The organism is Streptomyces graminofaciens, from assembly GCF_030294945.1.
In the GTDB taxonomy this organism is placed as follows: Bacteria; Actinomycetota; Actinomycetes; order Streptomycetales; family Streptomycetaceae; genus Streptomyces; species Streptomyces graminofaciens.
Genome location: NZ_AP018448.1, coordinates 7,027,895 through 7,053,066, shown reverse-complemented (window position 1 = coordinate 7,053,066; position 25,172 = coordinate 7,027,895). Strand labels below are relative to the sequence as shown.

Below are 25,172 nucleotides of genomic sequence, written 5' to 3'. Positions count from 1 at the left end.
GAAATAAGGAGTAAGTAAATGAACACCATGGCGAGGAAGGCTCTTGTGGCGACGGCCCTTGCCGGTGCCGTCGCGTTCGGCGCGAGCGGTGTCGCGGTCGCGGCCGGCGTGGGCGCCGAGGTGACCGGCCGTGGCCACGCCTCGCAGGAGGGCGTGGCGTACACGATCGCGCGGGACGCCGCGCGGGACCAGTGCCCCAACCGCAACGACGTGGCCCTGGTCGACCGGTCCACCTGGCAGGAGAACGGCGGCTGGAGCGCTGAGGTCAAGCTTCGCTGCAACTGACAACCAGCGGCGACGGCGCCTGAAACAGTCCTCCGAAGCCCATCCACGCCACGGGATCCCAAGGCATCAAGAGCCGCATCCGCGCGTCATTCGACGCCAGCCACGAGGGCCTGATTGTGCTGCGCACGTCAGGCCCTTGGGTCATGCCCCGATCAAGCCGTTTCTTTGGCATGGACATAGCCTCGTGCGGCTTTCCTGACCGCCCTTCAATTCCTTTGATCCAATCGCTTCCAGGGCGTCGGAATCTCTCGGAGTTGGTGGCTCGTGTAACCTCCGAGAAACCAACGAAAGACGACCGGGGAATCACCGGGAATGAATTGACGTGACCATCATTCAGCAAGGCTGAAAAACGCTAATTCATGGCTGGAAAGGCTCAGTTCAGTCCCGGCGTTCGTCGCGGACCGGGACGGACGCGGGATTCTCGGGCTCTCCCCGGGGAGCGGGCAGGCGGGAAGCCGTCAGCTTCCCGCCTGCCGCCTGCCCGCAACAGATGTTGACCGATCCGGACAGGTCAGTCCGGACAGGTCAGTACAGAGCCACCCTCGGATGCACCGTCCCCCGCGCCTCCGGGTTCGTCACCGTGATCCGGTAGGCCTGCGTCAGCGTCTCGCTCTTGTGCAGCGTGCGCTGTGCGGTCGAGAGGTCCGTGAAGAGCGTGCCGGTCTGGGTGCCGAGTTGGACCGTCTCCCAGCAGCCGCTCGCCGTGCGGCGTTCGACCTTGATGTCCGACGGGGTCAGGAACGGCCCCTCGTCCGGGGACTCCACCAGGAGCTGAGGGGCGACCGTCCGGTCCGCCCCGGAGTCGTTGCGGTAGGCGATCTGGATCGTGTGCTGCTTCGCGTCGGCCGCCAGGGGCTTCGTGGGAAGGTCCACGAAGTCGATGGGTATGGCGGTCTCGGTCGCGGTGGCGACCTGCGAGGACGCGGTGGTGTGCGGTGCGGCCGCCGCGGCGGGGCCCGCCACGGCCAGACCGGTGACCGTCACGGCCAGAGCCACCAACGCGACCCTGAGACGACGGCTGTACTTGGAAGACACGTGCTGATCCTTCGCGTTCAGGTGGGGGAGCCGGTCTGCCACCTCAGCGGCCGCCGGCCAGTGAACACCGCCAGTATCGCCCAGCCCTTGGGGGAAGCGGAGGGCGGGCTTCTACCGGCGGGTAGCGGGGGTTGGCCGTCGTCCGGTCGTGAAGAGCTGTCGTAGAAAAGCGGCCACGCTGTCATCCGCCTCGCTATTCCCTCGCGTTTCAGCTAGACAGTCTCCCGACGCGACCCTCGAACTCGCCTTGACCAGTGGGTTCTTGGGTTCCTGGGTTCTTGCAGACACATCAGTCCCTACATCAGTTCCAGGGGGGAACGCCTCAGTGACCACACCACCTTCAGCCCGCCCGCCCCGGAGACGCTCCGCGCGGCTGAGAATCGCCGCCGCCGCGCTCACCGCCCTCTTCGTGGCCGGATCCGCTGCCACCCCGGCCCTCGCCGACGACCGGACCGCCTCCACCGACACGCCACCCGTCCCCACCCTCTCCTGGACCGAGTGCCAGGGCGGCGGCGGCTTCGAGTGTGCGAGTGCCGCCGTGCCGCTCGACTACCGGGAACCGCAGGGCCAGACGATCACCCTCGCCGTGGTCCGCAAGAAGGCCGCCGACCAGACGAAGCGCAAGGGCACCCTCTTCATGCAGCCCGGCGGACCGGGCAACTCGGGCGTGGACTTCGTCCGCAACAACTACGCCTCCCTGCCGTCCGCGCTCCGCGAGTCGTTCGACGTGTTCGGGTACGACGTACGCGGCGTGGGCCGTAGCTCCGCGCTCCAGTGCTGGGACGACGCCCGGTACACCCAGGCCGTCACCGACGCCAAGGGTGTTCCCAGCGGGCCGGACCTCTTCGGCGCCGCCATGAGCCAGGCCGCCGACTTCGACCAGGCCTGCGTGGACAACGCGGGCGCGCTGCTGCCGTACATCGGCACCGAGTACGTCGCCCGGGACATCGATCTGCTGCGTCAGGCTCTGGGGGAGGAGCAACTGACGTACTACGGGCGGTCCTTCGGTACGTACATCGGCACCGTCTACGCCGCCATGTTCCCGGAGCGGGTGCGGGCCCTCGCGCTGGACGGGGCGTACGACCCGGTGCACTACGCGAACCGGCCGTACGCCTACGACCGGCCCCAGTACCTGGCGCTCGACCGGTCCATGAGCCACTTCCTCGACTGGTGTGCCGCGGACCAGGCCATCTGCGGCTTCGGGGACGGGGACCCGCGGGGCGCGTTCGAGAAGCTCAAGGGTGACCTGGACGCCGAGCCGGTGACCACCGCGAGCGGCGGCAAGGCCAACGGCTACACCCTGGTCTACCGCCTGATGTTCAACCTCAACGAGGGCAAGGTCATCTGGCCCTCCCTCGGCGCAGCCCTGCGCAAGGCCCAGCTGCGCGACAACACCTCGTTCCTGCTGCGGCCGCCGTCCCCGGCGAGCTTCGACTTCCTCGGCCCGAACGTGGCCGTCGAGTGCGTCGACCGGGACTACCCGCAGAGCCGTCACCTGCTGAAGTGGAACGTCAAGGCCAACGCCGAGGCCGCACCGCTGCTCGGCCCGGCCATGGCGTACGGCCCGCCGACGTACGACCACCAGCACGCCACCGCCTGTGTCCAGTGGCCCGGCGAGCACGTCAGCCGCTACGACGGTTCCTACCGGGCCAGGGGTTCGGAGCCGATCCTCGTCATCGGCACCACCGGTGACCCGGACACCCCGTACCAGGACGCCGTGGCCCTCTCGCGGCGGCTCGACAACGCCGAGCTGCTCACGTTCGACGCCGAGGGGCACACCGCCTTCGGCCGCAGTGCCTGTGCGACGGACGCGGTCGTCGGGTATCTGGTCGATCTGAAGGTCCCCGCCAAGGGCACCACCTGCACCGACGAGACCCAGCCGCCGTCCTCCACCCCCAAGGTGGCCCCGCCCGGCACCACTCTCACCGAGATCCGCAACGGCGTGAACGAGCGCCAGGACCGGATCGGCAGCGTCAGCTGACGCATCGCCGACAGCGGCCCGCAACCGAACTTCCGGTTGCGGGCCGCTGTCACGTACGCGCCCGATCAGCCGCCGAACGTCACGACCAGTCGGCCGTCCGACGCGAACGACCAGTGCAGGCCCCCGGCGTACGACGAGCAGCGCGAACCGTTCGTGCCGGACCAGAACTGGTTGGTGCTGTTGGAGTCACCGATGATCCGGTCGTTCGTGCCGCTGCCGCTGCGGCAGGACGTGTTGTCGCGGAAGACCGACGTACCGCCGTCGAAGTTGAAGTTGCGCTCGGCGTTGTCGATGCTCACGTTGCCGGACACGGCCATCGTGCCGGGGTTGCTGTTCCACGTGAAACCATGCTTGCCGTTGTCGTAGGCGATGCTGCGCCGGACGATGTGGTTGACGGCGATGTCGTCGCCGCCGAGCTTGTAGCCGTTGCGGTCGCCGTTGCCGGCCTGGGAGCCGTCGGTGAGCGTGCCGTTCTCGTAGGCGAGGGAGTCCTCGATGGTCACCGGGCCGATGGCTCCGGTGTCCGTCTTGGTGTAGAGGTCCCAGCCGTCGTCGATGTTGTTGTGCGACACCGCGTAGCGGAAGACGTTGCCCGATCCTGTGGTGAGCTTTGCCGCGAAGCCGTCCGCGTCCTCACCGTCCGAGTCGGCGTTGTCGTGCGACTCGGCGCTCAGGATCAGGTTGTTGGCCGGCCAGTCGGCGGCCGGGGTGGTGGAGGCGATGCGGCCGAGCTGGAGGCCCGTGTCGCGGTTGAAGCGGGTCACCGTGCGCTCGACGACGTTGTTGCTGCCGCCGACGTAGATGCCGTTGTCACCGGCCCGCTCGACGACGAGGCCCTTGATGTGCCAGTAGTTGGCGTTCAGCTGGAGGCCTCGGTTCGACGAACTCTCGCTCTGGGCCGAGAAGTTGAGGACCGGGGTCTCGCCCGGGTAGGCGGACAGGGTCGTGCGGGCGGAGGCGGTGCCGTTTTTGCCGACCGGGATGGTCACTGTCGAGGAGTGGTTGTACGTGCCGCCGCGCAGATAGATCGTGCCGCCTGCGGTGATGCGGCTGATCGCCGAGGTGAGGGTGGTCGGGGCGGACTGGGTGCCGGCCGCGCCGTCGGTGCCGGACGGGGAGACGTAGAGCGCGGAGGACGAGGGGGGTGTGGTGCCGCCGTCCGGCGTGGTCGCGTCCAGGTAGTCGACGTTGGGGAGGCCCGCGGCGGCGGTGGGGGTGAGCCGGACGGTGTTGCTGCCCGCGACCACCGGCACGGTCAGCGTCTTCGTGGTCCAGCCCGTCCAGGTGCTGGTGCCCTCGAAGGAGACCGTGCTCACCGCGGTGCCGTTGACGACGACGCTCGCGGGGCGGGCGGTGGTGGTGCCGTTGGCGAAGCGGATCGCCAGGGTGGCCGTGCCGGCGGCGCCCGAGGTCACGGTGAACTGGGCATAGCCACTGGTCGAGTTGGCACCGTTGCAGAAACCGCTGCCCGAGTAGCCGGTCCAGTCGGAGTCGATCGTGCCGGAGCAGACGGCCGGGGAACTCTCGGCCTCGTAGCGCGCGGTCGCGGCCTGCGCGGTGGTGGCGCCGGTCAGCGCGACCAGGGTGCCGGACAGCAGGCCGGCTGCGGCCATGAGGGGTCTGAGACGCATCGTGCTCTCCCAACTGCGGAACTTCTGCGGGTACGCGGAGGGATGCGAAGGCCGTTCGGAAACGGGTTCGCAAGCGGGTTCGGAAAGCGCTTTCTCCGGCAAGGTAGGGAGGTGATCCGGACACGTCAAGGGTCTCGTACATGATTCATATTCATGTAGGTGAACGAAATGGCGCCCCAGCCGGTGGCTGGAGCGCCAGGAATCGGGGCCTTCGACCCTGCTGGTTCGACCTTGGGCCTGCTAGTCCCCCTTCGCGAACTCCGCCTCCATGAACGCCTTGCCGTCGAGCGTCTTGGTCGTGCCGTCTGCGAAGGTGAGGGTGAGGGTGCCGGTCAGCAGGCCGTCGGGGTCGCCCTGCGGCCACCAGGCGGACCACCAGCCGTTCTCGATCGTGGCCTGGACGGTGTGGCCGTGGTCGCGTACGACGATCTTCTCGACGTCGGACCCGACCCACCCGAGCACGTGGTTGACCTGGCCCGAGCCCTCGCCGCGCGCGCCGAGCGTGTCCAGCGCGATCTCCTTCGCGGGGACCTTCTCCGGCGCCGAGACGGCCATCGTCGAGCTGGAACCGTCCGAACCGGCCAGGCAGAGCGTCGAGTTGCCCGCCCGGGTGACGATCATGGAGGCGACGGTGCCGCGGATGTCGGCGTTGCTGATCTTGGCGGGCGCGTCGCCGTCGGAGCTCTGCTTCGTCGCGTCCAGGCACTGCTTCACGGCGGCGTCCCCCTCGGCGCCGGCGCTGCTCAGGCTGCTGGGCGTGCCGGTCCAACTCGCGAGCTGGGACGACGAGAGGGGGCCGCTGCCTCCGTCGAGGAGGTCGGTCGTGACGGCCAGGGCGGCCACGGCGGTCGCTCCGGCGACGAGCGCGCCGGTGAGGGTGAAGGCGAGGCGGCGTACGAGCGGGCGGCGGAACGCGGCGCCGATCGTACGGCCGGGCTTGGTGTCGTCCCGCAGGATCGAGCGCAGCAGGGTCTCCTCGCGGTCGATCTCGGAGGCGGAGGGCTCGGTGCGGGGTGCGGCGTCGAGTTCGGCGAGGCGGGACAGCACGTCGTTGTTCACAAGGACTCCTGAGGGGTGGCGATTCGTGCGGGGCATCGCGTACGGGTTCGCGTGTGGATTCGCATGCGGGCTCGCGTACGGGTTCGCGTACGGGTTCGCGTACGGGTTCGCGTACGGGTTCGCATGCGGGTCAGAGCGTCGCCGCGAGGGCGGGTGCGGCGGCGGCCGAGTGGCCGAGGCGGCCGGCGAGGCGTCGCTTGGCGCGGGTGAGGCGCATGGCGTAGGCGGCGCGGGTGCAGCCCATGACCTTCGCGGCGTCCTTGGCGATGAGCCCCTCCCACACGTGCAGGGCGAGGACTTCCTGGTCGGCCGGGGTGAGCTCCTGCCAGGCGGCGACGAGTTCCATCCGGCTGTCGATCTGGGCCGTCGGGTCGGTCGACAGGGCGTGCGGCGCGGTGGCGTCGTAGGACTGCTGGACGCGTACGGCGAGCGCTGACTGGCGGCGCATGCCACGGCCCGCGTTCAGCATCGCCTTGCGGGCCGTGCCGAAGAGCCAGGGCCGCGCGTCGTCGGGCAGCTCACTCCGTCGGCGCCACGCGGTGAGGAACGTCTCGCCGACGATGTCGTCGACGTTCATCGGGTGCGCCCGACGCCGTACGAACCTCAACACGTCCTCGTAGTGAGCCCTGTACACATCCGTGAACTGGGCCTCGGTATCGATGGGCATGGCTTCCTTCCGTAGCGTCTGCCCTTACGTGTCCGGCTGGGGGGTGGGTGCAACAGGCCTTGTTCACACGGCGGCCGTCAGCGTTCGAGGGCCGAGAAGAGCCTCGCGGCGATCTGAAGTTGCTCCATGCCCGCCTCGGGTCGGCCGGTCAGCGCGTAGAGCTGACCAAGATTCGCGTGGGCGTAAGCGGCGTCGATCGAGTCGGGGGTGCCCTGGACGGCTTCCAGGGCCTCCCTCAGGCGTTCCTCCGCCGGCTCGTACTCCAGCCTCGCCATATGAATCAGCCCGGCCTGGTTCAGGGCACGCGCCTGGCCGACCCGGTCGTCCGTCAGCACATGCAGTGCCACGGACTCGTTCACGGCGAGGACCGCTTCGTCGAGTCGACCCGCGCCCCGTAGCGAGTTGGCCAGGTTGTTGAGCGCGTGGGCCGCTTCGTTGAGCAGGCGGAGCTTCTTCAGGGCCGCGACGGATTCCTCGTGTGCCGTCACGGCGTCCGCGTATCTGCCCATGTCGTGCAAGGTGTTGCCCAGATGGGTGGAGATTCGGGCGGCGGTTTCCACGGCGCCGCGCTCCTTGCATTCCGCGATGGCCTTCTCGTGTCGCTGGAGAGCCTCGTCGAGAATTCCGAGTTCGCGGAGCGCACTGGCCGAGTTGTCGATGGCCCGGGCGAATCCGAGATGGTCGCCGTGTCGCTGGAAGATGTCGGCCGCCTCGTCGTGCGCGGCGAGGGCCTCGTCGTACGAGCGGAGTTGGAAGAGCGCGAGCCCCATGTTGTTCAGAAAGCGCGCGAGGAGTCTCTCGTCGCCCGACTCCCTGGCCTGCGCGACGGCTCGGCGATGGTGGTCGACGGAGTCGGCGTATCTGTGCAGCTCCCTGGCGACCATTCCCAGGCTGTCCAGCGCTCCGGCCTCGAACTCCACATACCCAGAGCCGTCGAGAATCGCGTGCGAGATCCGCATCGTCGCCTCCCAGTCGGTGAAGAGACGCCGTAGATCCAGATAGCGTGCGAGCCGGTGCGGGAGTTCTGCCGCGTAGTCGAGGAAATCCTCTTCATGGGCCAGGAAGACACTGGCGACCAGGCTCTCGCGCTCGGCGTCGAACCAGTCGAGGGCCGAGTCGCGCGTGGAGAACACTTCTCCGAACCGGCCGCTGATGATGGCTGTCGCGGCATTTCTGGAGAAGTGCCGGTAGAAGTCGAACAATCGCTCAAGAGCCGCCTGCCGCTCCGCCTGATCCTCGATCTTCTCGCGGGCGTAGAGGCGTACGAGATCGTGCATCCGCCAGCGGCCCCACACCTGCCCGGGCTCGACGAGATGGGCGTCGGCCAAGTGCTGGAGAAGCTCCTCCGCCCGGTCCGGGTCCGTGTCCGACAGGTGGCTCGCAGCCACGGAGGACACGTCCGGGCCGGGGTGGAGCGACAGCAGCCGGAACAGCCGTTCGTGCTCGTCGTCGAGCAGTTGGTACGACAGGTCGAACGCCGCGCGCACCGCTCGGTCGGCGCGGCTCAACTTGTCCAGCCGGCTGTGCTCGGCCCGCAGGGTGCCGGCGAGCGAGGCGACGGGGCGTGCGGGCGAGGCCGCCAGGAGGGCGGCGGCGATCCGCAATGCCAGCGGCAGTCCCGCGCAGAGTCTCGCGATCTCGCCCGCGGCCACGGGGTCGTCGGTGATCCGGGTGTCGTCGTCGCCGCGGGCGAGGCGCAGCGCCTGGTCGAGCAGGGCGACCGAGGCGGCCTCGTCCAAGGGGTCGAGGTCGTGGAGGCGGGCATCGAGGCCGTCGAGGGTGTGGCGGGAGGTCACCAGGGCCGCGGTCACACCGTCCGTGGGCAGCAGCGGGCGGGCCTGTTCGGCGGAGGAGGCGTTGTCGACGACGACCAGGATGCGTCGGCCTTCCTGCGCGTAGTGGGCCAGTACGGTGCGGTAGAGCCGTTGCCGGTCCTCCAGGGCGGCGGGGATGTGCGCGCCGGGTACGGCGAGGGCGCGGAGCAGGCTCTCCAGGGCGCGCTCGGGCGACAGCCGCAAGGCGGAGTCGTAGCCGAAGAGGTCGATGAACAGCACGCCGCCCGGGAACCAGCCGGGCTGTCGCAGCGCGTGGGTGGCGGCGTGGATCACCAACTCGGTCTTGCCGATACCGCCGAGTCCTGCGACGGCGCTCACCAGGACGGCTCGCTGATGCTGTGTCTGGTCTGGTGTCTGGCCTGGTGTCTGGCCTGGTGTCTGGCCTGGTGTCTGGCCTGGCTGTTCTGGCCTCTGTTCCGGCGTCCGGTCCGGCGTCCGGTCCGGCGTCCGTATCTTCTTCGGCGCGAGGTCCTTCAGGAGCGTGGCGATGTGCTCGTCGCGGCCGGTGAACGCCGGGGAAGGCGCCGGGAGCCCCGACAGAGCCGGGGTGATCCGGGGCGGTAGTTGCACGGTGACATCGCGGCCCTGGATGACGGTGTGGAAGAAGATTCCCCCGGTGATGGTGTTCTCGACATGGCCGTCGGCCTCGCTCATGTCGGTTCCCTCTTCCCGTACCGGTTCAGTAGCCTGCCGTCAACGTAACAAGAGGGGTGGGACGTTGAGCGACGGTCGACTCGGTGTGGTGATGATCCACGGGATCAGGTCCGACGCCAAGGCGTGGGCGCCCTTGCGGAAGCTGATCGCGAAGGACGACAAACTCGGTTTCGTCGAAACGCTGCCGTTCGAGTACGCGACCGGGGTCGCGCGCATCCATCCGCTGCGGGTCTTTCCGACGATCGACACGATCGCCGACAGCCTCAAGGAATTCCTGGTCACGGAGGCCGGCGACTTCGACAGGCTGATGCTCGTCACGCACAGCCAGGGCGGACTGGTGGCCCAGCGCTGTCTGGCCCGCATGCTGGGCGACGGGGCCGGTCACGACCTGGCCCGCATCCGTCGCATGGTGATGCTGGCCTGCCCCAACAACGGTTCCGAACTGCTGCTGTCGCTGCGCCGGAGCTTCCTCGGCCTCGGCCATCCCCAGGAGAAGGACCTGCGGCCGCTGAACGACCTGGTGACCGGGACCCTGCGCACGGTGCTCCGCGACGTTGTCCACGCCACCGCCGTGACCGACCGGACCTGCCCGATCGAGGTCAGCGTCTACGCCGGTGAGAGCGACGGTGTGGTGACTCCCGCGTCGGCGAAGTCGGTGTTCCCCAACAGCGCCGTCCTGCCTGGTGACCACTCCAGCATTCTCAAGGCGGAGACGGCCGACCACCGCACCTTCACCACCTTGCGTCGGCTCATGCTGGACATCCCCGAGCGCGCCGCCGCGCCAGAAGCCCCGTCGGCAGCCGCCGTACCCGAGGCTCCTCCCGCAGCACCTCCGACGGCTCCCCCGGGGACGGTCAACAACACCATCAGCGGGGGTGTCACCAACGGGCCCGTCATTCAGGCCGGTTCGGTGCAGAACGTGTACTACTCGGCGCCGCCTACGCCTCCTGCTGACGAGGAATAGCCCCGGTGCCAGGGCAGGAGGCGGCTCTCGTGCCTCCTGCCTCTTCGTGCTCCCTGCATCTTCGTGCTCCCTGCCTCCTTGCGCCCCTGCCTACTTGCGCCCCTCCCCTCTTGTGTCTCTCACCTCTCCCGCACCTATGAGACAGTGTGTATCGGAGAGGCCGGTGAGCCGACCGTCCCACACAGCCGCTCCGGATGACCGCAAGAGACCGGAAATGGTCAGAAGAGACCGGAAGGCAGGTGCCCGATGTCCCGTACCAGCGCCGATCCGCGCGCGCTGCGCAGCCGTGCCGCCGCCCTGGCCGCCGCCACCGAGCTCCTCGTCGAGGGAGGGCCGGAGCGTGTCACCCATGCCGCCGTCGCCGAGCGGGCCGGGGTCGGCCGGGCCACCGTCTACCGGCACTGGCCCGACCTGCAGACCCTGCTCCTCGACGCGCTGGCATCCGACGCCCGCCCCTTGTTCGCCCTGGACGACGGCCCGGTCCGCGACCAGTTGGTGAGCCAGCTACAGCAGCAGGCCGAGTGGCTCAACCAGCCGGTCTCGGCGTCGGTCATCGCCACGGTCATCGAGCGGGCGGAGCGGGACGAGGGCGTACGGCGTATCCGCGAGGAGATGTTCGGCCGCGCCGACGACCACTTCGCGGGCGTACTCGCCGCCGCCGTCGCACGCGGCGAGCTCCGCCCCGGCGTCGAGGACCACGCGAGAGACCTGGTCTCCCGGTTCCTCGGCCCCCTGATGTTCCAGCGGTTCATGCTCGGCCTGCGGCTGGACGAGGACATGGTGGCCGACTCGGTCGACACCGCGCTCGCGCCCTGGCTGCCGGACGCGTGAGACACCGGGGGAGGGAAGCCCGACGGAAGGCCTGGCCGGAGGAGGCCCTGCCGGAGGAGTGCCGACGGGAGGAGGGCCGGCCGGAGGAGCGCCGACGGGAGGAGGGCCTGGCCGGAGGAGGGCCTGGCCGCTGTCCGGCTCAGTCGCACTCGTTCCCGGCGGGGCGGTCCTTCTTCCGGAACGTCATCAGCGGAGTTCCGTCCTTCTTGAGTTCGTCGGCGATTCCGTCGATGTAATTGCCGTACGAATAGATCCGGCCATATCCACGACCGCGCCAGGAAGTGACGTCGACGACGTCCTCACGCTTTCCGGTGGAATTCCAGGTGTACGACTCGACCTTGAACACCGGATTCACCCGGACCACGCGCTTGGTGGGGCGCGCCTCGATCCACGCGGTCTTCTGCGGGCCGATGTCGATCACGTCGTTGTTGGTGACGGCGACGGAGTCCTCGATGGCCCAGGAGTAGCTGTAGGACGCCTCGGCCGAGACGCCGAACCAGTCGCCGATGGAGGCCTCGACGCTGGTGGAGCCGCCGACGGTGTGGGAGTACGACTTGGAGGTCGCGTACTCGCGGGCCAGCTCCAGGCCGTAGCCGGTGTCGGTGCAGTTGGTGCGGGTCTCGCTGATGGGGCGCCAGACGTCGCGGTAGGTCCAGCTGGAGGCCACGGGGTACTCGCAGCGGCCCTCGAACCGCTCCCAGCCGGGCTGGAGGGTCCACTTGCCGCCGTCCTTGTGCCAGACGGGCTGCTCGCGCCAGGACGAGTGGTCGCGGAGTTCGCCGGTCGTGACGTTGACGTACCAGTCCTCGTAGCCGGTGCCGCCGTCCGTGCCGCAGACCCGGGCGAGCATCTTGTCGGTGTTCCAGGGCTCCTGGCCCCGGATGTTCACGGCGCCGTTCGGGCCGGTGGCCTGGGGAGCGGCCGGGGCGGCCTGGGCCGGCTGCGCGGCGACGAGGCCGGCGACCGCGCCGAGCACGGCCGCGCCGAGCGCCGCCGCCCGCCGGGCGGACGAGACGTATAACCGGGACCGCGAGCGCTTCTTGTTCTCCGTCACGCGCAATGCACCTTTCTGGTCAGCCGGGAATCAACGGGAAGGCTCATCGGAAAATACGAGAGCAGCTTCCTTACCGGCGAGTAAGTCCACTATCGAATTCCGGTGCACCGCCTGTCAAACCTCCAGGATGAAGGTGAACAAGGAGGGGAAAGCGGACGGCAGGATTCCCCATTTGCCCCCGTCTGTCGTACAACCATTCGGCGCGTCAGACCGTCTCAACCGGCATCGACAACGTCACAGAACGACGACCGTGAATGACGTAGGGGGACATGATGCGACGTATCGGAGCGACAGCGGCGGTGCTCGTGCTGGCGGGCGCCACCCTGGGGGCGGCGGCGACCACCGCGGGCGCGGCGACGGCGGAGGCCTCGCGCGCGGCGACGGCCTGCCCGACCGGCTGGGGCAGCGGCGCCAAGGGCGGCGCCGCCCAGGGGGCCGACCACCTGGAGGACATCCGGACCGGAAAGCACGAGTGCTACGACCGCATCGTGTTCGACGTGCCCGGCGGCGGCAACGCGATCGGCTACCACGTGGCCTACGTGGACCGGTTCTACGCGGACCCCTCGGGCGAGTACATACCGGTCACCGGCGGGGCGATCCTGGACATCCGCATCGGCGCGTGGAGCTACGACCTGGAGGCCGGCGAGCCGACCTACCCGGGTGAGGTGGGCGAGACCCTGCCCGGCGTCAGCGTCAGCGGGTACAGCACCTTCCGGGACACCAAGTTCGGCGGCACCTTCGAGGGCCAGACCCAGGTCGGCCTCGGCGTCCGCGCCAGGCTGCCGTTCCGCGTGATCCAGCTGGCGGACCGCGTGGTCGTGGACGTGGCCCACACCTGGTGACGCACGGAGTGACACACCGGGCGCCCACCGAATGACACACCGGGTGCCCCCGATGGAGGAGCGGGTCGGACCGGGCAGGGCCGGTGTCGGACCGGGCAGGGCCGGTGTCAGACCGGGCAGGGCCGGTATCAGACCGGGCAGGGCCGGTACGCGAGGCTGAGCACCCGGACCTCCTCGGGGATCACGCGCGCACGGGTGGTCTCCTTTGGCCTCGTTGCGCATGTCGACCAGGGCCTGTCCGGCTCGCCCGCCCTGTGGGCGCGGTCCGTGGGCCCGTCGGAGTCGGATCACCGGCGTCCCGAGGTCGTTCCACGACCCGCGCCATCGGCCGGGGCTGGGGTGCCGCCCCGGCCTGGGGCCCTTCGGGTCAGTCGCCGATCCGCGGCAGAAGGGAGACGATCTTGCTGCCGTCCCGGGCGACCAGTACGTCCCCGTAGCTCAGGAGCTGGGGCGAGAGCCCGAAGCGGGGCCCCGGATCGGTCGTGCCGGTGTCGACGTGACCGCGCCAGACCTGCTCACCCGTGCGCAGATCGAGGCCGGACAGATCCCCGGCCGGGCTGAAGAAGTACACGACCCCCTGCTCCTCCGACACCACGGGAGGCGAGATGCCCGACACCGTGTCCTCGTCGGGCATCTCGACGCCCACCGGGCCGGTCCACAGCCTCTTTCCCGTGGTCAGCGAGTAGGCCGAGGCCTTGCCCTCCCAGGACACGGAGATCAGACGATCACCGACGACATCCAGGTTGGCCAGCCTCCCCTCGACCCGGTAGGGGTGTGAGGTCCGCTGCCCGGAGCCGCTCACGGTGGTCAGCCGCACGTCCTTGCCGGCCACGTCCTTGCCGGCCGCGTCCTTCACTCCCAACAGGACCATCCGGTCCCCCGAGGTCCCGACGAGCGCCTGCGCGCCGGGGAGGGTCATCACCTTCTCGGCACGTCCGGTGGCGGGATCGAGACGGAGGACGTCGGTGTCGCCCGGCTCCTTGGCGTCCCGCAGGCACAGGAGATGGGGCACACCGCTGAGCACCGCCCGTTGGCATGCGATGCCCTTGTCCCAGGTGTGGCGCCACTTCTCCTTGCCGGTCAGCGGATCGAGCGCCGACATCGTGCGCAGCGACGGCGTGTTCGCCAGCACCGCGCCGTCGATGAGCATGGCGGCCTGGCCGGTGCGATCGTCCTGCGGCATCTCGACCGTCCACAGCATCTCGCCGGTGTCGGCGTCCACCGCCATCAGATCGGTGCCGCCGTAGTAGTCCCCGCTCGGCTCGTTCTCCGCGGTGTGATTGCGGTAGGCATAGACCACGCCGTCGCGCACGGCGAACGGGTGGTCGATCCCAGAGCCCTCACGATTGACCTTGACGGTCCACAGCCGCTCACCGGTGTTGGCGTCCAACTTCGCGGCGTCGAACCTGGACCCGCCGCAGTACAGCGCGGAACCGTCCACCAGACAGCCCCGCTCGCTGACGCCCCGGGTGCTGCTCCGCCACGGCTGCCAGCCCTCCGGCGACGCCGCCGGCCGCACGGGTCGGTCCTGTTCGGCCGCACCGCCGCCGCCGAAGCCGAGCACCGCCCCCGCCGTGATCGCGGCAACGGCCACCGCCGTCCCCGCGGCCTGCGAGAAACGGCGCCGGCCGCGCCGCCGCACCACCTTCTCGGCCAGGTCCCCGGGCGCCCGCACCCGGTCCAGGGCGACCGCGCGCAGCGTGTCCCGGACCTTCTCCTCCACCTGCTCCGTCGTCATCCCCGGACCCCCTTCGGTGTGTAGCTGAGCGGCTGGACCTGTTTCGCGGGCCCCTCGGGCCCGAGCTCCGGTACGAGCACCCGGAGCTTGGCGAGCGACCGGTGCGCCGTACTGCGCACCGTGCCGACCGGGCACCCCAGCAGCGCCGCGACCTCGGCCTCCGGCAGGTCCTCGAAGTAGCGCAGTACGACCACGGCCCGCTGCCGCTTCGTCAGACGACCGAGCGCCGCCCACAGCGCGATCCGCAGCTCGGAGTCCGCCCCGGCGTCGGCGTCGCCGCCGGACTCCGGCAGTACGGGCACCGTCGTCTCGGCGCGGTGCCTGCGCAGCCGCCAGCGGTTGACCTGCTGGCGGTACATGACCTGGCGGACATACGCCTCGGGCTGCTCGATGCGCGCCCACCGCCCGTAGGCCTTCATCAACGCGATCTGCAGCAGATCCTCCGCGCCATGTCGGTCCCCGCCGGTGAGCAGCACCGCGAGCCGCAGCAGCGCGGTGGAGCGCATCGCCACGAACTCCCGGAACTCATCCTGACTCGAGGCCTTCATCGACCCTCCCCTTCTCGGCAACCGTCACGACGTGATGAGCCACCCACGGCTATCCCTCGGCAGGCGAGTTTGTGTGTTCACACCAAGTCGGTGGGCGCGCCGCGGTTGCTGCGGGCGGTGGATGAGGTCCGGCCCTTCCCGGAGGTCTGAGCAGACCATGCAGACCCGATCATGCGCGGCCCACAGTGTGCGTGGTGCCGGGTGAGGCCTGGACGGGCCGGCGGCAGTCGGGGGCGGCCGGGGGCGCGGGGTGGCCGTCGAGGACGCGGCACAGGGAGGCGTGCGGGTGCTCGGCGTCGACCAGGGAGAGCACAAGCACGGCGCCCGTGGCGTGCTCCCCCTGCCGGGACAGTCGTAGAGGAACGGCCACTCGGTCGTCGTCGGTACGGTGCACACGACTCCCCGGCGGGCGTTCGACTTGGGGCCCTAGCCTCCTGTCGCCAGCCCCGGCTCCGTCCCCGGCGGTACCCACGGCTCCCCGAGCATCCCCCTCGCCCGCAGCTCAGCCGCATGGCGCTCGTACCTCGTTCGTTCCTCGGTGTCGCGGAACCGGACCTCCTGCCAGCGGGTGGGGTCGTATCCGGGAACGTTCTTCCAGAAACCGGCGATGGCGCAGAGGTGGTTCCATGACTCCCGGATCTGGGTCAGGCGGTGTTCGGCGCGTAGTCGGAGTTCCTCCTCGGACGGTTTTCTGGGGGGCGGGGCGTCGGCGAGTACACGGACCCGGCCGTGGCCCCCGCCTCGGATGGCGTGTTCCAGGGTCAGGGTGAGCGCGGCCACCGATTCGGCGAGGGCCGAGGCGGTGCGGTGCTCCTCGGTGCCGGGGGCGTGGGAGCGTTCGGTGGCCTCCAGGAGGGGGAGGAGGAAGTCCGCTATCGCCCATACGTCGTCGGTGGTCAGCTCGGCGGCCAACCTCGGACCGCCCGCACGGCCCCCGCCACCCCCGCTGCCCTCGCCCCCGCTGCCGCCGTCCCCGCCGTCCGCGACTCCGCCGACTGCCTCCCCCGGTGCTCCGGCCGGTGCTTCGTCCCGTGCTCCGGCCGGTGCTTCGTTCGGTGCTTCGTCCGGTACTTCGTTCGGTGCTTCGTCCGGTACTTCGTCCGGGAGTGCGCTGTTCGTCATGCCGTACGTTCCCTTCGTCCGGGACCGTGAGTAACCGTGAGCCTATTCCCGCCCTGTCGCCGGACGACGCGAGGCCCTGCCGCTCCGGAGGGAGAGGCAGGGCCGTGTCGGTACAGGGGTCAGCCGACCGGGGAGATGAAGGCCAGGGCCGGGCCCGCGCCGACCGGGCTGGAGGCGGTGTCCCAGTTGAACCAGCCGTTCTTCTGGACCTCGTGGCTCTCGTTGCCGCCGACCGTCTGGATCTGCTTGCCGTCGGCGGAGACCGCGACGACGAGGTTCACATGGTCGGCCTCGCCGTCGGTGAGGCTGCCGTCCTTGTCGTAGAGGACGGCGTCGCCGACCTTGGGGGCGCCGGTCCGGTAGGTGCCGTGGGCCAGGCCGTACGTGCGGAAGCTGATGGCGCCCGCGTCGAGCTCGTTCGCGTAGTCGACGTCGTTGCCGGCCCAGATGTACTTGCCGAACTCGGCGCACCAGGCGCGGGCGTAGGTGAAGTCGTAGTCGGAGAAGTCGTTGCCGACCTCGTTGAGCGCGTCGCGGGCGATGTCCTGGCCGAGGGTGTTGACCACCTTGCAGCTGACCGTGCGGGGAGCGGCGGAGAGCAGCGTCTGGGTCCAGCCGGAGGCGTCGACCGGGTCGCTGTTGTGGTACGCGATGTCACTGCCGGAGCCGTCGGAGATGTTGGCGTCCTTGTACCAGTACATACCGCCGGCCGAGGTACGGCCGTAGTAGAAGCCGCCGCCGGGCGAGACGACCTGGTTGAAGCCCGACCAGCCGTCCGCCTTCAGGTTGTCCCGCTTCCAGGCGCCGCCGATGATCTTGTACGAGTAGAGCTGGCCGGCCTCGGTGGTGGCGAGCAGTCTGTCCTGGCCCACGGCGGTGAGGGTCTTGAGGACGAAGCCCGAGTCGATCTCCGTACGCACGCCGATGTGCTGGGAGCCGGCCGGCTTGTCCTCGGTGACGTTGTAGCGGAGCAGCAGCCCGGCCGAGGTGGTGCCGTAGAGGTGGCCCATGCCGTCGTAGGTGAGCTTGTCGTGGGTCCAGCCGCTGTCGGCGATCTTCTTGATGCCCTGCAGTTCGAGGGCGTTGTTGTTGGTGAGGACATCGACGCGGTACAGGGCGCCGGCGGTCGAGGTGACCAGGATCGTGTTGAAGTTCAGGGTGGCCATGGCCTTCGGCTCGAAGCCGAGGTTCGGGCCGATGAGGGTCTTGAGCCGGTTGCCGGATACGGCGTCGATGGCCGTGTAGGTGAGGCGGTTGTCGTCGAGCACACCGTAGACGGAGGCCGTGCCGGAGCAGACCTCGGCGGCCTGCGCGGTCCCGGCGGTCACGGTGAGCATTCCGGCGGAGAGGGCTCCGGCGGCGAGAGCGGTGGCGGCGGTACGCAGGGCCTTGGACGACGTGAACATGCGGAAGTCTCCTGGTGTTTGGCGCGTGGCAGGGCGGCCCGGGGCGTCACCGGGCGGAAGTCTGCTGGGAAAGGGGGGGTGGGGCGGGGACTCAGTACGAGGAAGGGGCTCAGCACGCGGAAGGGCGCGGTACGCGGAACGAGCTCAGTACCAGCCGTGGGACTCGGAGTGGTTCCAGGCGGCGCACGGGCTGCCGTAGCGGCCGTCGATGTAGCTCAGGCCCCACTTGATCTGGGTGAGCGGGTTGGTGCGCCAGTCGTCGCCGGCGGTGTCCATCTTGTCGCCGGGCAGGGACTGCGGGATTCCGTAGGCGCCGGAGGAGGGGTTCTGCGCGTTCCAGCGCCAGCCGCTCTCGCGGTCCCACAGGCGCTCCAGGCAGGACCACTGCGTGGAGTTGGCCCAGGCGGACTCGTGGTCGTTCATCAACTTCCGGCCCGCGTCCTTCACCGCGGCGATGTTGTCGCGGTCGACGGTGTCGACGGAGGTGGTACAGGTGTAGGTGTTGGGCTGGGCGGAGAGCAGCTTCTGCGACCAGCCGCTCGTGTTCACCGGGTCGTCGAGGTGGTACGAGATGTCGCTGCCGGAGCCGTCGGTGGGGTTGGCGTCCTTGTACCAGTACATGCCGCCGGCCGAGGTGCGGCCGTAGTAGAGGCCGCCGCCGGGCGAGACCAGCTGGTCGAAGCCGGACCAGCCGTCCGCCTTCAGCTTGTTGACCTTCCAGGAGTTCGCACCGGAGATCGTGTAGTCGAGGAGCCGGCCGTCCGAGGTGGTGGCGGTCAGCCGGTCGTCGCCGGTCGCCGTCAGCGTCTTGAGGACGAAGCCCGTGTCGATCTCTGTACGGGCGCCGATGTGCTGACTGCCGGCCGGCTTGGCCTCGGTAACGTTGTAGCGCAGCAGCAGCCCGGCCGCGGTGGTGCCGTAGAGGTGGCCGTGTCCGTCGTAGGTCAGCTTGTCGTGGGTCCAGCCGCTGTCGGCGATACGGACCGGCGCGTTCGCGAGGTCGAGACTGTCCTTGTTGGTGCGGATGTCCACCCGGTACAGGGCCCCGGACGTCGACGTCACCAGCACGGTGTTGAAGTTCAGGGTGGCGATGGCCTTCGGCTCGAAGCCGAGGTCCTGGCCGACGAGGACCTTGGCGAGGTCGCCGGTGGCCGGGTTGATCGCGCTGTACGTCAGCCTGCCGTCGTCGAGGACACCGTAGATCGACACGCCTCCGGCGCAGGTGGTGGCGGCCTCCGCCGGGCCCGTGGTGACCGAGACCAGCGTGGCGGTCAGGGTGGCGGTGACGGCCGCGCCGGCCAGCCTGCGGGCCGCTCTCGCGGGCGAACGGCGCCCGTTGTCGCGGTCGTTTCGGGTGGCCATATTACGGATGTTCTTCACGTTTCGATTCCCCCAGGGCAAGGCGTGGTGCTGACGGTGTCTCAGGCAGGTGGTCAGCGCGGTGCGCGTGTGGCGCGGCGTGATGCGCGTGCGGTGCGGCGTGATGCGCGTGTGGTGTGGTGCCGTCGTCGAGGCGGCGGCGGCCGGTCAGGAGCCGGTGTCGCTCACTGCCAGCCGGCGTCGGCGGGGGCGACCTGCCAGCCCGCGTCGGCGGTGACGGAGACCGGGGCGGTGCCGGAGTCGGACACGAGGGCCGGGGCGGCGAGCGCGGCGGCGAGGGCGAGGGTGGCGACCGCGGTGGCCTGGGCGATACGTGTGCGGGTCACGGCTGTTCGGGTCCTTCCGGCGACGACGAGGGGGTGCTGTGCGGGACTCCCCCAACACCCTTGGGTGACTCCGACCCGTTCTCGCGCCCCGCGGTGGCGCTTGTCCCGGCCGGTGATCAATAGCTTCGTCGCAGGCCAGGTGCGGCGGAAGGGTTTCCCGGTGGACGGAAGGGGACTTGGACGGTTGCGTCCACGGCGGCCCCGTACGGAAGTTGCCCGGCGGCCGGATCAGTGATCAGTCCCGTTCCCGTTCGAAGGCCAGCGGCATCAGGGGTACCGCCGCGTCGAGGAGGCGGGCGCCGCGCAGCACCGGAACGTCCCTCGACAGTCGGCGACTGACCCGTGCGGCCCGCTGTTCGGCCTCCTCCAGGCAGGCGGCGAGCAGATAGATGCCGAGGGTGAGCCGGGACGGCGACCGGGGATGCACGGACACATGCTCGACACGGTCGTCCGCCTCGGCGGCCGCGCGGATCATGTCCTTGGCCCCGCAGGGGAGTTGACCGGCGCTCGGAAGTTCCAGATGGGCGTGTACGAGATACATGCCTCCACCGTCCCAGCACCGGGACGCCCGCACGGCCGTCCGCTTTGACCGTTTCCGTCCTTGGCCGCTTCCGTCCACGGCATGGTCCTGTCAGTGTGCAGGTCTCGAAAGATCGTTCCGCTTTTTGAAATGGTTGTGGAAATTCTGCGGGGGAGCTGAGTATCACGGGGACTGGGGGGTCATCCATGCTGACGACACTGGGGCTGGACGCGGTCGCGGAGCGGGTCTACCGCGCGCTGCTGATGCGCCCGCAGGCGGGCGTCGCCGAGACCGCGGCGATGCTGGGTGTGCCGGAGGCGGAGGTGCGCGACGCGCTCGACACGCTCAGCGAACTGGCCCTCGTACGGGGGTCGGCCGAGGACGGGGGGCGGCCTCGCGCGGTATCGCCCGACATCGGGATGGAGATCCTGATGGCCCGCCAGCAGGCCGAACTCGCCGCGCAGCAGCAGCGCCTGGAGGCCTCCCGAGCGGCCGCGGCCCAGCTGATCTCCGAGTACGCCGAACTGCGCCCGGCCACCCGTCACCCCGAGGTGGAGCAGCTGGTGGGCCTGGACCAGATCCGCGACCGGCTGGCGGCCCTCACCCGGGAGGTGACCGAGGAGTTCCTCGCCTTCGCCCCCGGCGGACCGCAGACCACGGACAACATGGCCGCGTCCCGGCCCCTCAACGCGGCCCTTCTCGGTCGCAGGGTACGCATGCGCACGGTGTACCTGGACAGCGTCCGCGCCGACCGCCCCACCGTCGAGCACGCCAGATGGCTCACGTCACTGGGCGGCCAGGTCCGCACCGTGCCGTCCCTGCCCACCCGGATGATCATCATGGACCGCAGGACCGCGCTGATCCCGGTCAGCAGCGACGACACCTCGGCAGGAGCGGTGCTGCTCACCGGGCAGGGCACGCTGAGCGCGCTGCACGCGCTGTTCGAGACGACCTGGGTTGCGGCGCAACCACTGGGCGACGCCGTCCCCGTCGACGCCCACGGCCTCACCGGCCAGCAGGCCACCGTCGTACGCCTCCTCGCGGAGGGTCACACCGACGACGCGATCGCCAAGCGCCTCGGCGTCTCGCCCCGCACGGCCCGCCGTATCGCCTCCGAACTCATGGAACGCCTGGAGGCCCGCAGCCGCTTCGAGGCGGGCGTACGGGCCGTACAGCACGGCTGGCTCCCGGCGCGGGTCTAGCTCCCCCAAGGGCTTGGCGATGAGAATTCCCGGGCCTGGCGCGCTGAGAATTCCCGGGCCTGGCAAGGTCACAGGGAGGGCAGGGTGTTCGTCGCTGACCCACGTCGGAGGCCACGCGCAAGGGGGGTGGGCCGAGACCGGCCCACCCCCCTTGCGTCAGCCCTTTCGTCGGCCCTCGCGTCAGCCCTTTCGTCGGCCCTCGTGTCAGCCTTCCTTCGGCCCCTTCGCCGGTCCTTGTCAGCGCGCGAACACGTCCGCGAACTTCCGCCCCGCCACCACCGGGTACCCGAAGTCCGTCGCGTTGAAGGACGTCACCGAGGTCGTCGTCAGGCCGGAGGACGCGCCCCGCAGCACCCACGCCGCCCCGTCGTCGTAGCCGTCCGGCAGCACGTCCTCGCCGAACGCGCCGATCGCCAGGTCGGCCTTGCCGTTGGCGTTGATGTCGCGCAGGCGGAGCGAGGAGCCGAAGTGGTCGCCCGCCTCCGCGGCGCCCGGCACGCCCGCCGTGGCCTGGTGGAAGGACTGGGCGCCCGTGGTCGTCAGGCCGGCCGAACTGCCCTTGAGGAGCACGACGTTGCCGACGTTGCGCTTGCCGTTCACGTCCTCGTACGGGGCGCCGACCGCGAGGTCCGCGCGGCCGTCACCGGTCACGTCGCCCAGGGCGAGCGCCGAGCCGAAGTCGTCGTACTCCTCGTCGGTGCCGGGGACTCCGGGGCTGTCCTGCGTGTAGGTCTTGCCCTTGAGCGGCAGTCCGGACGCCGAGCCGTACCGGACGGTGAACGAACCGCCGTCGCCGCCCGCCGAGTCGCCGGTGGCCAGGTCCTCGTAGCCGTCGCCGTTGATGTCGCCCGTCGCGATGGCCGACGACCACCACGCGAGGGAGCCGGTCGTCCCGTCCTCGCTGAGGACCGAGTAGGAGGAGCCGATGTCGCCGGGGCCGCCGCGCAGCACGCCCAGGTGGCTGCCGGCCGGGAAGCCCTCCGGATCGGACTGGCGGCCGTGCAGGACGTACTCGAAGCCGTTGCTGCCGTCCTTGCTGGAGAAGTGGCCGGCGACGATGCCGTCCAACTGCACGCCGTCCGGCAGGAAGTCCATCTCGGGGCCGAACGCGCCGTCCTGCGTGGGCGTGCCGTCGGCGTACCACCAGAAGGTGTCGGTGCCGACGACGGTCAGGTTGCCGGTGCCGTCCCCGTCGAGGTCGGCGAAGGCCGCGCCCTCGCCGAAGCCGGCCGCCTCGGCGGTGGGCGCGGTGAGCGCGATGCCGCCGGAGGTGAACGGCCTCGCCCCGCCCCAGACGATCGTCACCGAGCCGCGCGGCTTGCCGGTGACCTCCTCGCCGGGGGCGCCGACGATCAGGTCGGCGTAGCCGTCGCCGTTCACGTCGCCGCTGGTGACGTTCTCGCCGAACTTGTCCACGCCCTCCGAGGTGCCGGGCACGCCGGGGGTGTTCTGGGTGACGTTCACGAAACGGGTGTGGCTGACGCCTGCGGCGGAGCCGAAGAGGACGGTGACCGTGCCACCGCTCGCCTTGGGCGTGCCGATGGCGAGGTCGCGGTAGCCGTCGCCGTTGAAGTCGTCCGCCAGACCGGAGGGCGCCGCGACGGCCGCGGGCGCGCCGAGCCCGGTGACAGCCAGGGCGAGGGCGGCGACAGCCGTGGCCACGGTCAGGGTGCGTCTGCGCAACGTAATGCTCCCGTCTGAGAATCCGACGCCCGTACGACCCCCTTGGTGCACAAAGGGTTGTACGGGACGGAAGACGGGGTGAACGGGGGCGCTCGACTCGACAGCCGCGCGCCCCCGTTCACCTGCGGGGCTCTCTCAGCGCACGGTGACCGCGGCCGTCGTCCCCGAACCGTTCGTCCAGCCGTACCGCTTGGCCGTCACCTTCGCGGTGATCTTGTGCCCCTTGTCGGCCTTCACCAGCACGTACGTCGACTTGGTGGCGCCGGTGATGGTCGTACCGTCGCGCTTCCAGACGTACGAGTACGAGGTGGCCGTCGGCGACCAGGTGCCGTGGGCGGCGGTGAGCTTGTAGCCGACCTTGGCCGTGCCGGTGATCGTCGGCGCCGTGGTGGCCTTCAGGGCGGGGCCGACCGCGACCGTGACGGCGGCGGAGGTGGAGCGCGTCGACCCGGCGTTGTTGGTGACCGTGGCCCGGCAGGACACCTTGTGCTTGTAGTCGGAGGCGGTCAGGGTGCGGGTCTTGCCCGTGGCACCCGAGATGACCGTGCCGTCGCGCAGCCAGGACCAGGCGACCTTGGCGCCGGTACCGGTCCAGGCGGCGTCGCAGGTCACCTTTGAGCCCGTACGGACGGTCCCGTTCAGCGTGGCCTTCGAGGTGATCGCCGGCTTGGTCAGCAGGGTCTGCCACTGGGCCGAGACCTGGCTGGTGTAGTCGCCGCTGCCCACGGCCTTGCGGGACAGGACGGTTGCCCGGCCGTCGGGGCCGGCGGCGATCTCGCCGGACAGCGCCTCCGTGCTGGAGACGTCGGGGACGGGCTCGCTGTTGAGGGCGGTCGCCTTGCTCCAGGTGCCGTCGGCGCGGACCGCCCACTGAAGGTAGTGGTCGTTGCCGTTGTCGATGCTCGGCGTCTGCGGCCAGACGACCTGGACGGTGCCGTCGGCGCCGATGGAGGCGTCCACGTCCCAGGTGACGTAACCGGTGGACAGCGTCTTCGGCGCGGACCAGGCGCCGGTGCTCGCGGAGCGGGTGACCGACCGTACGACCGGCTCGCCGTCGGCGCTGCTCCAGCCCACCCACACATAGGTGAGGTCGCCGTTGGGCGCGGTGAGCGGGTCGCTGCCGTCGCTGTAGTTGAAGGACGCGACCGCGGTCTGCACAGCGCCCCAGTTCGCGGACGGGGAGGTCCGGGTGACGGACTTCAGGTCGGTGCCGTTCTCGGCGGCGTTCGGGCCGCGCCACAGCACGGTGGTGGCGCCCTTGGCGTCCGACGTCACCTGTACGACACCGTCCGTGTAGCCGACGCCGGGCAGCACGGTCCCCTCGCTCCAACTGCCGTCGGCCGTGGCACGGGTGGCGGTGTAGGTGGTGTGCTGGTTGCCGTCGGCGGCCTGGTTGAAGACGTCCCACACCGCGGTGGCCGAGCCGTCGGGGGTGACGGCGACCGCGAGGTCGTAGACGGAACCGGAGGTGACCGAGGCGAGCGGCTGGGCCGTGGACCAGGTGGTGGCGCCCGGGGCTCGGGTGGCCGTCATGACCTTGTAGTCGTTGAACTCGCCCTGGTCCCACACGGCGGTGAGGGTGCCGTCGGCGGCCGAGGCGAGGCGGGGCAGGCCGAGGTAGGTGCCGTTCGGGTACGAGGCGATCGGGACCGGCTCCGACCAACTGGCCGCCGCCGGGGTCCAGGTGGCGGCGACGGCGGCCAGGTCGCCGTCCGCGTCCCGGCCCTCCACCCAGGTCACGACGGCCTGCCCGGTGGGCGTCACGGTCAGGACCGCCGGAGAGGTGCTCGCGCGGCCGGTGGCCAGGGTGTGGGAGGCGCCCCAGGTGCTGCTTCCCGCGGCCTTGACAGCGATGTCGTAGTCCCAGTGGGTGCCGTCGGCCGCCCGGTCGCGCCACAGCGCGAACGTGCTGCCGTCGCCGGCGGTCTTGACGTCGATCAGGGTCTGCTGCCCGTCGGCGCCGGTGAGCGTGGTGGCGGCGCTCCAGGGACCGGCCGCCGCGGTGTATCCGGCGGCGGCCGCGGGAAGCGCGGGGACCAGGGCGGTGACGGCGGCCACCGCGGCGGTGAGCGCCAGGGCGGCGGCTCTCGGTCGACGTATGTGTGCGGTACTCGGTGCCACGACGGCTCCTGTGTGTGGTGGGTGGTGCTGGTGGAACTCGACGTGGGGGGTGAAGCGTGGGGGGTGAAACTGGGGGGTGAAACTGGGGGTGACCTCGTGGGGAAGTCCGTCGTGGTGACGCTACCTGGCCTGGTTGAACGCCTTGCTGTCGGGATGGTCTAGAGACGATCAAGGTTTCCTCAGGTCTCCACCAGGCCCGGCTTGGCTCAGACGTCCGCCAAGCCCGGCTTCGCTCGGACTTCCGCCAAGCTCAGGCTTCGCTCGAACTGCCGCCAGGCCCGGCATCGC

Annotated in this window: 22 protein-coding genes; 6 read left to right on the top strand and 16 right to left on the bottom strand. The window is 70.2% G+C overall.

Annotated elements, in window-relative coordinates:
- Positions 1 to 18 precede the first annotated feature (18 nt).
- Positions 19 to 285 (top strand): hypothetical protein, encoded by a 267-nt coding sequence (locus tag SGFS_RS30490; protein ID WP_286255013.1) that lies wholly within the window; start codon positions 19 to 21, stop codon positions 283 to 285.
- 525 nt (positions 286 to 810) lie between these two features.
- On the opposite strand, the gene SGFS_RS30485 is transcribed toward SGFS_RS30490, so the two are convergent.
- Positions 811 to 1,320: a signal peptide protein gene (locus SGFS_RS30485; protein WP_286255011.1), complete on the bottom strand. Its 510-nt coding sequence runs from the start codon at positions 1,318 to 1,320 to the stop codon at positions 811 to 813.
- 325 nt (positions 1,321 to 1,645) lie between these two features.
- On the opposite strand from SGFS_RS30485, the gene SGFS_RS30480 reads away from it, so the two are divergent.
- The gene (locus SGFS_RS30480) at positions 1,646 to 3,301 is read left to right on the top strand and encodes an alpha/beta hydrolase (protein WP_286255008.1); all 1,656 of its coding nucleotides are present in this window, start codon (positions 1,646 to 1,648) and stop codon (positions 3,299 to 3,301) included.
- A gap of 65 nt (positions 3,302 to 3,366) precedes the next feature.
- Here SGFS_RS30480 and SGFS_RS30475 read toward each other — a convergent pair whose 3' ends face one another.
- The 4 genes from SGFS_RS30475 to SGFS_RS30460 form a co-directional block, all read right to left on the bottom strand.
- Complete coding sequence (locus tag SGFS_RS30475; RefSeq protein WP_286255006.1) at positions 3,367 to 4,932, bottom strand: carbohydrate-binding protein; 1,566 nt, start codon at positions 4,930 to 4,932, stop codon at positions 3,367 to 3,369.
- A 240-nt stretch (positions 4,933 to 5,172) separates the two neighbouring features.
- Entirely contained in the window at positions 5,173 to 5,991 is an 819-nt protein-coding gene (locus SGFS_RS30470; protein WP_286255004.1) for a hypothetical protein, read from the bottom strand.
- A 130-nt stretch (positions 5,992 to 6,121) separates the two neighbouring features.
- A complete protein-coding gene (locus SGFS_RS30465) occupies positions 6,122 to 6,658 on the bottom strand; it encodes an RNA polymerase sigma factor (RefSeq protein ID WP_286255002.1) in 537 nt (178 codons plus the stop codon).
- 77 nt (positions 6,659 to 6,735) lie between these two features.
- Positions 6,736 to 9,147 carry a tetratricopeptide repeat protein gene (locus SGFS_RS30460; RefSeq protein WP_286255000.1) on the bottom strand — a complete coding sequence of 804 codons (2,412 nt, stop codon included), beginning with the start codon at positions 9,145 to 9,147 and terminating at the stop codon, positions 6,736 to 6,738.
- A gap of 64 nt (positions 9,148 to 9,211) precedes the next feature.
- Here SGFS_RS30460 and SGFS_RS30455 point away from each other — a divergent pair, with 64 nt between their 5' ends.
- Entirely contained in the window at positions 9,212 to 10,111 is a 900-nt protein-coding gene (locus SGFS_RS30455) for an esterase/lipase family protein (RefSeq protein ID WP_286254998.1), read from the top strand.
- A gap of 246 nt (positions 10,112 to 10,357) precedes the next feature.
- Positions 10,358 to 10,942: a TetR/AcrR family transcriptional regulator gene (locus SGFS_RS30450; protein ID WP_286254996.1), complete on the top strand. Its 585-nt coding sequence runs from the start codon at positions 10,358 to 10,360 to the stop codon at positions 10,940 to 10,942.
- A 139-nt stretch (positions 10,943 to 11,081) separates the two neighbouring features.
- On the opposite strand, the gene SGFS_RS30445 is transcribed toward SGFS_RS30450, so the two are convergent.
- Complete coding sequence (locus tag SGFS_RS30445; protein ID WP_286254994.1) at positions 11,082 to 11,996, bottom strand: hypothetical protein; 915 nt, start codon at positions 11,994 to 11,996, stop codon at positions 11,082 to 11,084.
- A gap of 272 nt (positions 11,997 to 12,268) precedes the next feature.
- Here SGFS_RS30445 and SGFS_RS30440 point away from each other — a divergent pair, with 272 nt between their 5' ends.
- Complete coding sequence (locus SGFS_RS30440) at positions 12,269 to 12,838, top strand: AMIN-like domain-containing (lipo)protein (RefSeq protein WP_286260144.1); 570 nt, start codon at positions 12,269 to 12,271, stop codon at positions 12,836 to 12,838.
- Positions 12,839 to 13,205: 367 nt separating this feature from the next.
- Here SGFS_RS30440 and SGFS_RS30435 read toward each other — a convergent pair whose 3' ends face one another.
- From SGFS_RS30435 to SGFS_RS30400, 8 genes are all read right to left on the bottom strand, one after another.
- On the bottom strand, positions 13,206 to 14,576 hold the full coding sequence (locus SGFS_RS30435; RefSeq protein WP_286254993.1) for an outer membrane protein assembly factor BamB family protein: 1,371 nt from the start codon (positions 14,574 to 14,576) through the stop codon (positions 13,206 to 13,208).
- Positions 14,573 to 15,124, bottom strand: coding sequence for a SigE family RNA polymerase sigma factor (locus tag SGFS_RS30430; RefSeq protein ID WP_286254992.1), 552 nt, complete (start codon positions 15,122 to 15,124; stop codon positions 14,573 to 14,575). Before SGFS_RS30430 ends, SGFS_RS30435 begins: the two co-directional genes overlap by 4 nt.
- A gap of 169 nt (positions 15,125 to 15,293) precedes the next feature.
- The gene (locus tag SGFS_RS30425; RefSeq protein ID WP_286254991.1) at positions 15,294 to 15,518 is read right to left on the bottom strand and encodes a hypothetical protein; all 225 of its coding nucleotides are present in this window, start codon (positions 15,516 to 15,518) and stop codon (positions 15,294 to 15,296) included.
- Positions 15,519 to 15,550: 32 nt separating this feature from the next.
- Complete coding sequence (locus SGFS_RS30420) at positions 15,551 to 16,246, bottom strand: hypothetical protein (RefSeq protein ID WP_286254989.1); 696 nt, start codon at positions 16,244 to 16,246, stop codon at positions 15,551 to 15,553.
- A gap of 119 nt (positions 16,247 to 16,365) precedes the next feature.
- Complete coding sequence (locus SGFS_RS30415; RefSeq protein WP_286254988.1) at positions 16,366 to 17,652, bottom strand: CHAP domain-containing protein; 1,287 nt, start codon at positions 17,650 to 17,652, stop codon at positions 16,366 to 16,368.
- A gap of 144 nt (positions 17,653 to 17,796) precedes the next feature.
- Positions 17,797 to 19,014 carry an aggregation-promoting factor C-terminal-like domain-containing protein gene (locus SGFS_RS30410; RefSeq protein ID WP_286254986.1) on the bottom strand — a complete coding sequence of 406 codons (1,218 nt, stop codon included), beginning with the start codon at positions 19,012 to 19,014 and terminating at the stop codon, positions 17,797 to 17,799.
- A 182-nt stretch (positions 19,015 to 19,196) separates the two neighbouring features.
- On the bottom strand, positions 19,197 to 19,358 hold the full coding sequence (locus SGFS_RS30405) for a hypothetical protein (RefSeq protein ID WP_286254985.1): 162 nt from the start codon (positions 19,356 to 19,358) through the stop codon (positions 19,197 to 19,199).
- Positions 19,359 to 19,593: 235 nt separating this feature from the next.
- Positions 19,594 to 19,899, bottom strand: coding sequence for a hypothetical protein (locus SGFS_RS30400; RefSeq protein WP_286254983.1), 306 nt, complete (start codon positions 19,897 to 19,899; stop codon positions 19,594 to 19,596).
- 185 nt (positions 19,900 to 20,084) lie between these two features.
- Between SGFS_RS30400 and SGFS_RS30395 the strand changes: the two genes are divergently transcribed.
- Positions 20,085 to 21,080 (top strand): helix-turn-helix transcriptional regulator, encoded by a 996-nt coding sequence (locus SGFS_RS30395; protein WP_286254981.1) that lies wholly within the window; start codon positions 20,085 to 20,087, stop codon positions 21,078 to 21,080.
- A 237-nt stretch (positions 21,081 to 21,317) separates the two neighbouring features.
- On the opposite strand, the gene SGFS_RS30390 is transcribed toward SGFS_RS30395, so the two are convergent.
- Together SGFS_RS30390 and SGFS_RS30385 are read right to left on the bottom strand one after the other, a co-directional pair.
- A complete protein-coding gene (locus SGFS_RS30390; protein WP_286254980.1) occupies positions 21,318 to 22,763 on the bottom strand; it encodes an FG-GAP-like repeat-containing protein in 1,446 nt (481 codons plus the stop codon).
- A gap of 135 nt (positions 22,764 to 22,898) precedes the next feature.
- Positions 22,899 to 24,884: a hypothetical protein gene (locus SGFS_RS30385; RefSeq protein ID WP_286254979.1), complete on the bottom strand. Its 1,986-nt coding sequence runs from the start codon at positions 24,882 to 24,884 to the stop codon at positions 22,899 to 22,901.
- Between the last annotated feature and the right edge of the window lie 288 nt (positions 24,885 to 25,172).

Bases quoted from the DNA above. Each gene is read 5' to 3' on its own strand.
- SGFS_RS30490 (WP_286255013.1), top strand. From the start codon at position 19: ATGAACACCATGGCGAGGAAGGCTCTTGTGGCGACGGCCCTTGCCGGT.
- SGFS_RS30475 (WP_286255006.1), bottom strand. From the start codon at position 4,932: ATGCGTCTCAGACCCCTCATGGCCGCAGCCGGCCTGCTGTCCGGCACC.
- SGFS_RS30465 (WP_286255002.1), bottom strand. From the start codon at position 6,658: ATGCCCATCGATACCGAGGCCCAGTTCACGGATGTGTACAGGGCTCAC.
- SGFS_RS30460 (WP_286255000.1), bottom strand. From the start codon at position 9,147: ATGAGCGAGGCCGACGGCCATGTCGAGAACACCATCACCGGGGGAATC.
- SGFS_RS30450 (WP_286254996.1), top strand. From the start codon at position 10,358: ATGTCCCGTACCAGCGCCGATCCGCGCGCGCTGCGCAGCCGTGCCGCC.
- SGFS_RS30440 (WP_286260144.1), top strand. From the start codon at position 12,269: ATGCGACGTATCGGAGCGACAGCGGCGGTGCTCGTGCTGGCGGGCGCC.
- SGFS_RS30435 (WP_286254993.1), bottom strand. From the start codon at position 14,576: ATGACGACGGAGCAGGTGGAGGAGAAGGTCCGGGACACGCTGCGCGCG.
- SGFS_RS30430 (WP_286254992.1), bottom strand. From the start codon at position 15,124: ATGAAGGCCTCGAGTCAGGATGAGTTCCGGGAGTTCGTGGCGATGCGC.
- SGFS_RS30420 (WP_286254989.1), bottom strand. From the start codon at position 16,246: ATGACGAACAGCGCACTCCCGGACGAAGTACCGGACGAAGCACCGAAC.
- SGFS_RS30415 (WP_286254988.1), bottom strand. From the start codon at position 17,652: ATGTTCACGTCGTCCAAGGCCCTGCGTACCGCCGCCACCGCTCTCGCC.
- SGFS_RS30410 (WP_286254986.1), bottom strand. From the start codon at position 19,014: ATGGCCACCCGAAACGACCGCGACAACGGGCGCCGTTCGCCCGCGAGA.
- SGFS_RS30400 (WP_286254983.1), bottom strand. From the start codon at position 19,899: ATGTATCTCGTACACGCCCATCTGGAACTTCCGAGCGCCGGTCAACTC.
- SGFS_RS30395 (WP_286254981.1), top strand. From the start codon at position 20,085: ATGCTGACGACACTGGGGCTGGACGCGGTCGCGGAGCGGGTCTACCGC.